Here is a 13,193-nt window from a genome sequence, read left to right on the forward strand (position 1 = left end):
CAAAAAAACACACCACATTTGAAAACATATGTAAAGAAAAGTTTAAAAATTTTCCTTTGGATAATAGGATCCATAATTCTGTTGTTCTTAATTCTGGTTGTGGCTATTCAAATTCCCTCCGTTCAGAATTATGCCAAAGAAAAAGCGGTAACTTATCTGGAAGGAAAAATCAAAACCAAAGTGAGGATTGATAGTCTCGCAATTGAATTTCCAAAAAAAGTTATTCTCGAAGGCGTTTATTTTGAAGACCAAAAAAAAGACACTCTTTTTGCTGGAGAAAAGCTGGCTGCTGATATCAGTCTGTTTCAATTGATAAACAATAAAGTCGAAATCAACTCCTTAGAAATGGCAGGGATTTCTGCCAATTTAAATAGAGATTCCAAAGCAGTTTTTAATTTTGAATACATCATAAAAGCGTTTGCTTCGCCAGAGAAACAAAAGAATGATTCACCTCAAATGCAATTTTCTGTAGCAGAAATTAAGCTCGACCGCATCAAGTTTAATTATACTGATGCCGTTACAAAAAATGATATTTATGCCAATCTAAAGCATTTTGAAACGAAAATTAAAACTTTCGATTTAGATGAAATGAACTTTGAAATCCCGAAAGCTAAAATCAATGGATTGAAATTCAAATTAAAGCAAGGTTTGGTTCAAATATCCAATGCGACCAAAGTGGCAGCGATAAAAAACGAACCGGAATCCATCTTAAAATTAAAATTGGGTGAAATTGATTTGGCAAAAATTGATTTCGATTATAAAAGTGAGGAAACCAAGCTATCCACTAATTTTTACTTGAAAAAACTGCTCGTTAAAATTGATAAAATTGACCTTAACAATCAATTCGCAATTATAGAAAGTCTTGATTTAACTGGTGCGGAAGGTGCTCTGTCCTTTGATAAATTAGATAAAATCAAACCTAAAAATGAAGCTGTAAATGCCGAATCGAACAATTGGGAAGTCAAAATAAAGAAAACGGAATTCAAACGGGTAAATTTCCGTTACGACAATAATACTATTGCTACAGTTCAAAAAGGAATCGATTACAACCATTTAAATCTTACCAATTTAAACTTACAAGTGGATTTACTGAATTACAATCCCGAAAATATTTCAGGAGTTGCGAATTCATTAACCGTTAAAGACAAAAGCGGTTTGAACATTCAATCCTTTAATGCGGAATTTTTCTATGGCAAAAAGAATGCTTTTCTTAAAAAATTATATTTAAAAACACCTCAAACGGAACTGAAAGATGAAATTAGAATTGGCTATCCTTCCATTGAATCTTTAGCCAAAAACCCAGGAGAATTAGGACTTATTGCCAATTTGAAAAAAAGCAAATTGGGGATTAAAGATATTTTGCTTTTTGCTCCAACGCTAGTCAATGTAAATCCGTTTATGAGCAATCCAAATGCGATATTGCTAATCAATGGAACTGTAAAAGGAAAATTAAAAAACATTGAATTCCCATCCATTGAGATCAGCGGTATTGGAACTACAAAAGTAGCGGCAAGCGGCAGAATCATAGGTTTACCAGATGTAAACAAAGCCTATTTTGATTTGAATATAAAAGATTTACAATCCGGTTCGAAAGATTTTGTTGGCTTTTTGCCCAAAGGAACAATTCCAAATTCGATTCAGTTGCCGTCAAAATTCAGCGCCAAAGGAATTTTTAAAGGTACCATTGCTAATTTCAATACCAATATGAATATAGCAAGTAGTTTTGGAAATGCAAAAATCAAAGCTACATTCGACCAAAGCAGAAAAAATTACGAGAAATACGATGCCCAAACGGAACTTACTAATTTTGATTTAGGGAAATTTATCAAAAACGACTCCATTGGAAAAGTAACTTTAAAAGCCAATATAAAAGGGACTGGATTTGATCCAAAAACGGCAACAGCATCTTTAAACGGAACTATTCTAAAAGCATATTATAATAAATATACGTACCAAAATGTAGCCGTAAAAGGAACTATTCGCAACGGAAATTTCAATGCAACCGCTTTGGCAAAAGATCCTAATCTGACTTTTGATTTGGTGAGCAGCGGAAGTTTTAAAGACAAATATCCTACCGGGAAACTAAAACTGAATGTGGATATCGCTGATTTAGAAAAACTAAATCTGCACGCTGGCCCATTAAAAATAAGAGGTGCTGTAGATGCTGATATTCAGTCGGTAAATCTTGATTACCTCAACGGAACGGTATATGCGCGCAACATTACCATAGTAAATGCAAAAGAAGAATTTGTAATTGATTCTATTAGTGCAGTGGCAACATCCACCTCTGAAAAGAATACATTAGTATTGAAATCACCGTTTTTGGATGTGGACGCCAATGGAAAATACAAGTTATCAAAAATAACGACTGCATTATCAAATTCTATTTCGAAGTATTATGACAGCAAACCAAATTCAAGAAAAACAACAGTTGAGAAACAAGAATTTGTTTTTAAAATTGGCGTAAAAGACAGTCCTATTTTATTAAAACTTATTCCTGAATTGAAAAGTCTGGAACCAATCAATATACAAGGAAGATACAACTCTGTTAACGACTCTATTGTTTTGAATGGTACAATTCCAAAATTAATTTATGGAGAAAATACCATTACAAATGCTGTTCTTAAAGTGGATACCAAAGACAATTCACTTGTTTACAGTTTTGTTGTTGATGATATTCAAAACAAACAAATTCAATTGCCTCACACCAATATTTCGGGAAAAGTGCAAAATAATATTGTGGATTATACCTTGCAATTAAAAGATTTAAAAGACAAAGAAAGATACTTAATTACAGGAACATTAAAAGCAACAAACGGAAACAACGAAATAAACCTTGATCCAAATAATTTGTTACTGAACTATGAATCTTGGAAAATAACACCAGACAATTTAATTCGCTTTGGCAAAAAAGGAATTTATGCTGATAATTTCGAATTGAGTAAAGACGGAAGTAAAATCCTTATACAATCAGAATCTCAGGAAGCAAATGCACCAATCGCAATTGATTTCAAAGATTTTGACATAAAAACCATTACCAGTATCGTTGAGAAAGATGATTTACAAATGAGTGGTAAAATCAATGGAAATGCATTGGTCAAAAATCTAAATACTACTCCGTTTTTCACTTCGGATTTGAATATTGAGAATTTTACTTTCAAAAAAGACACAATCGGAAACATCAGTATCAAAGTAAACAATGCTATTGCCAATCGATATGATGCCGTAATCGCAATTACAGGCCAAGGAAATCAAGTCAATTTAGAAGGAAATTATAAGACGACTGACAGCAGTTTTGACATGAATCTCGACATTGATAAATTGAACTTAAAAAGCATTCAGGGCTTTACATTGGATAACATTACTGAAAGCACGGGATTTTTGACAGGGGATTTTAAAATAACGGGGAATACAACCCAGCCCAACGTAATTGGAGAATTACAGTTCAATGAAATAGGCTTCAAAGTGAAACAGCTCAATGCAAAATTCAAGTCTTTAAACGATAAAATTGTATTTACACCCAATGCTATTCTTTTCGATAATTTTATTATTAAGGATGAAAAAGACAATGATTTAGCCATCAACGGAAAGATTGACAGTGCCAATTTCAGCAATTTTGGTCTTGATTTAGCCATCGATGCTGATAATTTCAAAGCAGTCAATTCTAAGGCAAAAGACAATGATTTGTATTATGGTGAATTGTACTTGGACAATCATTTAAAAATATCCGGAAATTTTGATAATCCCGTTGTTGAAGGAAATATCAAAATTAATAAAGACACTAAATTCACTATTGTTCTACCACAATCGGATCCATCAATTGCCGACAGAGAAGGAATTGTAGAATTCATTGACCAAGACAATCCGAAATTAGTAGAGACCATTGTTATGGATGAATTCAATAGTGAGTCCAATATAAAAGGAATCAATGCATCGGTAAATATTGAGGTGGATAAAGATGCCGAATTGTCGATTGTGATTGACAAAGCCAACGGAGATTACCTAAAATTAAAAGGAGAAGCGCAATTGAACGGCGGTATTGATCCCTCAGGAAAAACGACTTTGACCGGAAGATATGAATTATCTGAAGGCAGTTATGAAATGAATTTTAATGCTATAAAACGAAAATTCGACATCAAAAAAGGAAGTTATATCCTGTGGACTGGTGAGCCTACAACTGCTGATATCAATATCACCGCGGTTTACAAAACTGAAGCTGCTCCAATTGATTTGATAAATGACCAATTAGGAGATGTCACTGCCGAAGTGAGAAACACCTACAAACAAAAAATTCCTTTTGAAACCGAATTGAAAATGAATGGTGAATTAATGAAGCCAAACATTTCTTTTGATATCATTTTGCCTGAGGGAAATAATAGTGTTTCAACAGAAATCATCAATGCTACACAAGCTAAATTGACTCAACTGCGTCAGCAACCGGATGAATTAAACAAACAGGTTTTTGCCTTACTGCTGCTGAATCGTTTTATTGGAGAAAACCCATTTGCGAGTGAAACCGGAGGAACAAGCGTTTCGTCGCTAGCAAGAGAAAGTGCCAGTAAAATTTTGTCGCAACAGCTTAATAATTTGGCGGGTGATTTAATTGAAGGTGTAGAACTTAATTTCGATTTGAATACTTCTGATGATTATACAACCGGTCAACGAGAAAATAAAACCGATTTGAGCGTAGGGATTTCAAAGAAATTATTGAATGACCGATTGAAAGTAACAGTGGGTAGCAGTTTTGGAATTGAAGGACCGCAGCAAGTCAATCAAAACGCCAATAATATTGCCGGTGATGTTTCGATAGATTACCAACTTTCAAAAGATGGAAGGTATAAAATAAGGGCATATCGCATAAATAAATATCAAGTAGCACTTCAAGGTGAAGTTGTGGAGACCGGAATTGCTTTTATCATCACTATGGATTACAATAAATTCAGTGAATTATTTCGCAAAAGTGAGGCGAAAAAAGCAAGGCGAAAAAATAAATAAAAGTTTTTGCACCATTAAGAAATTAAGAAAACAGACCAATCGATTTTCCTTAATGAAACTTAATACCTTAATGATTTAATTTTTTTTAATAAATAATAGAATTGATGAACAAGAGCCATATACTATATTTTCTTTTTTTAGGATTGTTCGTTTCCTCATGCAGTAATACCAGATTTCTGCCCGAAGGAGAACTATTGTATACAGGTGCAAAAGTAACCGTGGAAGGAAAAGAAGTCTCTAAAAAAGAAAAAAAAGCATTAAAAACGGCATTAAAAGAAGTAGTTAGACCAAAGCCCAATTCCTCGATTTTAGGATTAAGACCTAAACTGTACATCTATAATTTGGCTGGGACGCCAAAGAAAGAAAAAGGATGGCGCTACTGGTTGAGAACCAAAGTAGGTGAAGCGCCCGTTTTATACAGTCAAGTAGATTTGGAATACAACAAAAGTGTTTTGCAAAACTTTGCCGAAAACAGTGGCTATTTCAACACAAAAACATCGGCAGATTCAACCCGACGTGGTAAAAAAGCAACCGCAGAATATATTGTAAAACCCGGAAAACAATATAAAATTAAAGAAGTGAAATTCCCTACGGATTCTTCCATAATTTCGACTGCAGTTCGCAATACCAGACGAAGAAGTCTGTTAAAAAAAGAAGAAGGCTACAGTCTTGATGCCATAAAAGAAGAAAGAATTCGCATTGACGCCAGACTAAAGGAAAAAGGATTCTTTTATTTCAATCCTGATTATCTTAAAGTACAAGTGGATACAACCGTTGCAGATCATCAGGTGGATCTTATTGTAAAAGTAAAAGATGAAGCTCCAAAACTGGCGGAAACACCATACAAAATAAATAAAATCATCGTTTATCCAAACTATTCCATAGGTTCTGACAGTGTAAAAACCAATATGGATTCCATCAAAAAATACAATGATTTAACCATTATTGATCCGGAGAATTTATTCAAACCCCGTATTTTTGATCGAGCGCTATATTTCAAAAAAAACGATTTATACAACCGTACCAATCATAATTTATCCTTGAATCGATTAGTAAATCTTGGAACTTTCAAATTCGTGAAAAATCAATTCAGAGTTTCTGATACAACAGGAAATTATCTGGATGCGTATTATTATCTCACGCCATTACCAAAAAAATCAATACGACTGGAAGTATTAGCCAAAACGAATTCAGCTAATTATACAGGAACCGAACTCAATTTAAATTGGAGCAATCGAAATACTTTTAGAGGTGCTGAATTGCTTACCATCTCTGCTTTTGGCGGTGTTGAAACACAAGTTTCCGGACAAAACAATGGATTTAATGTTTATAGAGTCGGTACCGAAGCCAATTTAGTTTGGCCTAGATTTGTTGCTCCTTTTAAACTAAATTCTCCAAGTGGTTTTGTACCCAAAACAAAAGCAACGTTAGGATATGAATTCCAAAACAGAACCAAATTATACTCCCTGCAAACCTTCAAAGGTTCGTTTGGTTATTTATGGAAAGAAAATGAACGAAAAGAGCATTTATTAAATGTTACTGAAATTACGTATGCCAGTCCGCAAAATGTTACTGCTTTGTACCAAGAGCAAATTCTTGCAAATGAATCTTTGGGGAAAGTCATTGAAAAGCAATTGATTTTTGGACCAACCTATTCCTATACTTACACGAACACACTACAAAAAAGAAAGAAAAATACTTTTTACTATAAAGGATCTATCGACTTGGCTGGAAACGTGGCAGGATTAGTTTCAGGTGCGAATGTTCAAAAAGGAGATACCATTAAATTATTTGATGTTCCGTTTAGCCAATTTGTCAAAATAGAAAATGATTTCAGACATTATTTGAAATTAAGTCCCGATGCACAATTGGCCAGCCGAATTATTGTAGGCGCTGGGTTTGCTTACGGAAACTCAGCTGAAATGCCATTTATAAAGCAATTTTTCATTGGTGGAACCAATAGTTTAAGAGCCTTTAGAGCACGTTCTATAGGTCCGGGAAGTTTTGATGGCGCATCAACGAATACCAATACTTTTTTACCCGATCAATCCGGTGATTTAAAATTGGAATTTAATACCGAATACCGAGCTAAAATTTACGGATTGGTCAAAGGCGCTTTGTTTATAGATGCCGGAAACATCTGGCTATTGAATGATAATCCTGATAAACCCGGAGCCAAATTTTCAAAAAAATTCCTGAATGAAATAGCCGTTGGTGCCGGTGCCGGATTGCGTTTCGATTTCTCGTTTCTGATTCTTAGAACGGATTTCGCCTTCCCTATTCGGAAACCGTATTTACCCGATGGCGATCGTTGGGTTTTAGATCAAATTAATTTTGGAAGTGGCACTTGGCGAAAAGAAAATTTGATTTTCAACTTGGCTATTGGCTACCCTTTTTAAAAATTATAAGATCTGGATAAATAACAAAGAGCACGAAAATCATCGTGCTCTTTGTTTATAAAAAGTATTCTTAATTTCTTATTTAATCCACCAAGAACAATGCATTGCTGAACAATAGATTTCCGTTTTCCCAGAAACCTCTAAACAATGGATTATCTACCATATAAATTACTTCGCCATTCTCTTTTTTGTCCACCGCAAAGCTTACGGTGTTATTCAATTTCTTTTTGATTTCATTACCAACAAAACCATAACTCTTATAATCTTTGGGCACGTAAACAACATTTGTCGCTTTTTTCAATAATGAATAATGTCTGTCATCCGTTTTCAGACTGAAATATTTATCTCCTAAACCGAAAGACATCGGGTGCGTTTTATTCAACAGATTCTCAATGATAGCACCAGGAATCGATTTAGAAATATACCTGCGTTCTGTTTCCTGAAAATCTAAGAATCGTTCTTTTAATTCGTTTTCCGAAGCTTCTTTTTCGGAACTAAGTTTATCCTCATCAGTAGCAAAAGGACTCAAAGCATATCCTTCTTTTCCTTCAAATAAACTAAGGGCACTATTCATGGCAATTACTTTTCCACCGTTTTTAACCCATTCTGCAATTTGTTTTTGTTGCTCTTCAGAAAAATTGTAATACCCATCAGGTAATATCAATGTGTTATAATTGTATAATTTTATTCTTTTAAAGTTATCAGCATCCACAACACTTACCGGATATTCCACCGTTTCTTCAAGATAATACCAAACAGAACCAAATTCAGTAGAACCAACTCCTTTTCCTGACAATAAAACAATTTTAGGAGCTTTCAATAAATTAAAATTTTCACCACCAACATCCTTAGAATTTGAAGAAAAACCAGTTAAGATATAATTAAAATCTGTTTTTATTTTCACGAGTTCAGTAATCGTTTTTTCAAAGTCAACTACTTTAGGATTATCCGTTTTGGTAACCAATAAACCTCCTGGATCAACAGTTGTATCACCAAAAACGGCTTTTTTCATCGCTGATCTAACTTTAATATTATTTTGGTGCAACAAAGACAAAACCTGAGCTGAGATTCTGTTATTCCACGGAATATGAAACGCATATACATTTTGAGGAATCGTTTTTTCCTTCGCCTCAATTGATGCTTTTGTTTTAATGGCTAAACTATTTTTCAGCGCATAACCTTCAACTCCATACGCCAAAGGCAATGCCCAAGAGGTAATATCGTACGATAAACTGTCATTCAATTTTTGGTTCGGTTCAAAAAGCACTTGCGCAAAAACGGCTTTTTGTTGGTCTACTTTTACTATTAAATCATTGGGTTCAATCGTAAAACCTTTCTCTGTTTTTGTATTGTAATTGAATCCCGACGCTTTTTGACTGGCATCGGCATAACTGAATTCTACGTTATTTTTTTTCAACAAATCCGCCATTTGAATTAACTTCGGATTGTTTTTCATCACATACATTTTATAATTTCCCTTAACCGTTTTTCGGGAATTATTCATAAAACCTCTGAATCCTTTCAGTAAAACATCCGCTTGAGATGCCGCCGATTCCACAACCGTTAAAACTGCCGTTGCGTGATGCGTTAATCGGTCTTTTATAGTCAAATTGATCCCGTTACTCATCACAACTTCTCTTCCCGCTCCTATTCCTCCTTGTTCCAATGTCATTCCTACAGCTCCGTTGTAAGTAGGATACGTATCGCCATAACTTGGATAAAACAAATCAAAACGTTCACCGGTATTGTACATCCAATTTTGAGCATCGAATTTTTTAGAAATGTTTTTACCTAAAGTGTAATGAAAATCTTTCTGGTATTTCTCAATATATTCATGCAAAGGTTCCGCTGATGGTGGAAAGAAGTACGGAGAATCGTATCCCATTTCGTGTACATCCGTATGAACTTGTGGCATCCATTGGTTGTACAATGCAATACGCTGTTGGGTTTCCGGTTGCGTTTGCCAAGCCCAATCCCTATTTAAATCAAACATATAATGGTTGAATCTGCCACCCGGCCAAACTTCCATGTGCTCTCTGTCTGACAATTCAGGATGCGTTTTTTTACCTGAAATTTCTCTTAACCAATTCCCGTATCTGGAATATCCATCCGGATTAATGCATGGATCAAGGATTACAATTGTATTCTCTAACCACTTTTTAGTTTCAGCATTCGAAGGATTTACTAATTCGTAAGCCACTGTCATAGCACTTTCGGTTCCGGCAAATTCATTTCCGTGAACATTAAAACTCAACCATACAATTAACTTATCGCCAATCATTTGGGATTTATTCTCAGATAAACCAATAGCTGCTAAATTGTTGTTTCGAATTTGTTCCAAATTAGCCAAATTCTCCGGACTGGAAATAAAATACACATTCAAATCCCTTTGTTCCGGAGTAACTCCGTATTTCTGGTGTTTGATGAAAGTGGACTTTTCCGTAAGATGCTTGAAATAATTTTCAGCCTGATGATAATAGCTTATTTGTTTTCCGTAATTGGGTAAAAACTGGGAAGGGCTTTGCACTTGCGAATGAACACTCAGCACCAAAGTTAGCATTAGATAAAAAGAAAAAACGGTCTTTTTCATATTTTTTTGGGTTAGTTATGCTTCAAAAATAGCCTTTTACGAAGTATTGCACAAGCTAAATTTTGGATTAATGAAATATTGATTTTATCAAAGTCCTTGTTTTTATTAATTCCTTTTTTGTCGAAGAAGAATAACATTATTCAGTATTAAAAAACAATATTATTCTGTTTTGGATTAGTATCATTGCTACATTCTATTATATTTGCAGACAACAAAATTCACACTACAGATGGAAGAATGTATCTCAGTTTTTGACATGCTAAAAATTGGTGTCGGACCTTCGAGTTCGCACACACTTGGACCTTGGAGAGCTGCCGAACGCTTTCTTGGCGAATTGAGAAACGAAAATTTAATTCATGCTGTAAACAGAGTAAAAATAGATTTATACGGTTCCCTTTCCTTAACTGGAAAAGGACACGCCACGGATTTAGCCGTAATGCTGGGGTTAAGCGGACAAGATCCGGAATACATTCCCGTAGAAAATATTGATGTAATTATCAAATCCATTGAATCTAAAAACGAAATCAATTTAGGAAACGAAAAAATAATCCCTTTTTATTTCCTCCAAGACATCGTTTTCAATAAAAATTTCCTTCCTTTTCATGCCAACGGAATGACTTTTACGGCCTATATGACTGATGATAGCGAATACGTCTCCACCTTTTATTCTATTGGTGGCGGATTTGTAGTCAAAGAAGAACGCATCAATGCCAAGAAGAAAATCCAGATAAAATGTGCTTTTCCTTATCCAATTGAGAAAGCGGCAGAACTATTGGATTATTGTAAAAAAGAGAACAAATCCATATCGGAAATCGTTTATGAAAACGAAAAATCGATGCGTACCGAAGCAGTTATCGATCATGAATTGATGCGCATTTGGAACACGATGCTCGAATGCATGTACATTGGCTGTCATTCCGAAGGGATTCTTCCCGGAGGATTAAACGTGCGCCGTCGTGCTTTTGATATGCACCAAAAATTAATCGGTTTATCCAATTATAATTCACCACAAACTTGGTTAGACCAAATTAGATTAACCGAAGTAAAATTTCGTCAAATCCTGAAATGGGTTTCTTGTTTTGCCCTTGCGGTAAATGAAGTAAACGCTGCTTTAGGTCGTGTGGTAACGGCTCCAACAAATGGAAGTGCAGGCGTTATTCCAGCTGTTTTGATGTATTATTTAGTGATTGAAAACCACAATGCGGGAGAAAAGGAAATCAAACAATTCTTGATGGTTGCCGGAGAAATAGGCAGTATTTTCAAGAAAGGTTCTACAATATCCGCAGCAATGGGTGGTTGTCAGGCCGAAATAGGCGTTTCTTCCTCTATGGCTGCCGCAGCTTTATGCGAATTGATGGGCGGAACTCCAGAACAGGTTTTAATGGCCGCCGAAATTGCCATGGAACATCATTTGGGATTGACTTGTGATCCTATTGGCGGTTTGGTTCAAATTCCGTGTATTGAAAGAAATACGATGGGGGCCATAAAAGCCATTAATGCCGCTGAACTAGCCCTGGAAACCGACCCGAAAAATGCTAAAGTACCTTTAGACAAAGTGGTCGACACGATGTGGCAAACCGCCAAAGACATGAACAACAAATACAAAGAAACTTCCGAAGGCGGATTAGCCATTGCCGTGAATTTGGCGGATTGTTAAATTTATTTATTTTTAAACCGCTGTTTTTGTAAGGATAAAAAGATATATTTGGTTTAATAAAAATCGTTTTTATTCGAAAATGAAATTGATAATGCAAAAAAACGAAATGCTTTTTCGTATGTTATTAAGATACAAAAAAACTACAAATCAATATATTTAGTTGAATTTTAAATTTTAAAAATGCATGTATTTATCAATTGTGTGTTATACTCCCAAAATCGTAAATAGAAAAAATGAATACAATAATTAATTGGAATGTTGACTCTGAGATTTTTTGGATCACTAATAGTTTTCCTGTAAAATATTACGGTTTACTTTTTGCCTGTGGATTACTGCTAGGATTTTATATTGTTAAACGCATTTATATTAAAGAAGATATCCCTGTTCAAGATTTAGACAACCTTTTAGTCTATATTGTATTTGGAACTCTTTTAGGTGCAAGACTTGGACATTGTTTTTTTTATGAGCCTGCATATTTCTTGAAAAACCCAATAGAAATACTTTTACCAATCAAAAAAGTTGGCGAAACATATAAATTTATTGGATATGCTGGTTTAGCAAGTCACGGAGGAACAGTTGGAGTGTTTATTGCAATACTAATGTATTGCAAAAAGTTTAAAGTAAATATGCTATGGATTTTGGACCGAATTGCAATTGGAGTTCCAGTAACGGCCGCATTTATAAGATTTGGAAATTTTATGAATTCTGAAATCTATGGAAAACCAACAAATGGAAATTGGGGTGTAATTTTTCAAAAAGACGATTTTATTCCTAGACATCCAACGCAACTCTACGAAGCATTTTCATACTTATTAATTTTTACAATTCTATTTGTAATTTACAAATCGAAAATTGCAGCAAAAAATAATGGAATACTATTTGGCATTTTTCTAACATTATTGTTTTTAGCGCGATTTATAATTGAATTCTTTAAAGAAAATCAGGTCGATTTTGAAAATGGAATGACATTGAATATGGGGCAAATGTTAAGTATTCCATTTATTATAATTGGATTGATGATTATCATATGGAAAACAAGTACTGCACACAGGGATTTTGCATGATTGCGGTTTAGGTCTGCAACTGAAAATTAAAGATGACATTTGGTTTATTAATAACAAACTATTGTACGAGTTTTGAACCAAACTTTGCTAAATATTAGAAATAACCCGTTGGGTCTAATTATTCAAAACGTCATTTCGAGGCTTATTTTTTTTACAAAAAAAGCAATATAAAATGACATTCATTGTGTCACCCTGAGCGCAGTCGAAGGGCTACGTAATAAAAAACGTCAATGGTAGTGTTTTTTGTGGAGTAAAACGGAGCAAAAAATGTATCGAGAATTGTTTTTAATTCAAATTTTTCTTGTTCTCGATACTCCCGAAGCTTCGGGATCTAACGAAAATCACTCGAACTGACGAAAATTATAATTAAAAACTAGTTGCACCCAACGGGTTAGAAATAGTTCTTTTATTTACATAACCTAAAATTAAAACACTGATAATATAAAATTTATCTATTTATACTATAATTTAACCAATTCACTTTAACC

5 protein-coding genes are annotated in these 13,193 nt (G+C 34.3%); 4 read left to right on the plus strand and 1 reads right to left on the minus strand.

Going from position 1 to position 13,193, the window contains the following annotated elements:
- Nucleotides 1–18 precede the first annotated feature (18 nt).
- Nucleotides 19–4,995, plus strand: a complete 4,977-nt coding sequence (locus ACNQGX_RS15640) for a translocation/assembly module TamB domain-containing protein (RefSeq protein ID WP_417977792.1) — start codon at nucleotides 19–21, stop codon at nucleotides 4,993–4,995.
- 104 nt (nucleotides 4,996–5,099) lie between these two features.
- Nucleotides 5,100–7,394 (plus strand): translocation and assembly module lipoprotein TamL, encoded by a 2,295-nt coding sequence (gene tamL / locus ACNQGX_RS15645; protein ID WP_417977794.1) that lies wholly within the window; start codon nucleotides 5,100–5,102, stop codon nucleotides 7,392–7,394.
- A gap of 82 nt (nucleotides 7,395–7,476) precedes the next feature.
- Here tamL and ACNQGX_RS15650 read toward each other — a convergent pair whose 3' ends face one another.
- Nucleotides 7,477–9,984 (minus strand): M14 family zinc carboxypeptidase, encoded by a 2,508-nt coding sequence (locus ACNQGX_RS15650; RefSeq protein WP_417977796.1) that lies wholly within the window; start codon nucleotides 9,982–9,984, stop codon nucleotides 7,477–7,479.
- A gap of 229 nt (nucleotides 9,985–10,213) precedes the next feature.
- On the opposite strand from ACNQGX_RS15650, the gene ACNQGX_RS15655 reads away from it, so the two are divergent.
- Together ACNQGX_RS15655 and lgt are read left to right on the plus strand one after the other, a co-directional pair.
- Nucleotides 10,214–11,641 carry an L-serine ammonia-lyase gene (locus ACNQGX_RS15655; protein ID WP_417977798.1) on the plus strand — a complete coding sequence of 476 codons (1,428 nt, stop codon included), beginning with the start codon at nucleotides 10,214–10,216 and terminating at the stop codon, nucleotides 11,639–11,641.
- Between the two features lie 233 nt (nucleotides 11,642–11,874).
- Nucleotides 11,875–12,705 carry a prolipoprotein diacylglyceryl transferase gene (gene lgt / locus ACNQGX_RS15660; protein ID WP_417977800.1) on the plus strand — a complete coding sequence of 277 codons (831 nt, stop codon included), beginning with the start codon at nucleotides 11,875–11,877 and terminating at the stop codon, nucleotides 12,703–12,705.
- Nucleotides 12,706–13,193: the final 488 nt, after the last annotated feature.

This window comes from Flavobacterium glycogeni, assembly GCF_048286775.1.
In the GTDB taxonomy this organism is placed as follows: domain Bacteria; phylum Bacteroidota; class Bacteroidia; order Flavobacteriales; family Flavobacteriaceae; genus Flavobacterium.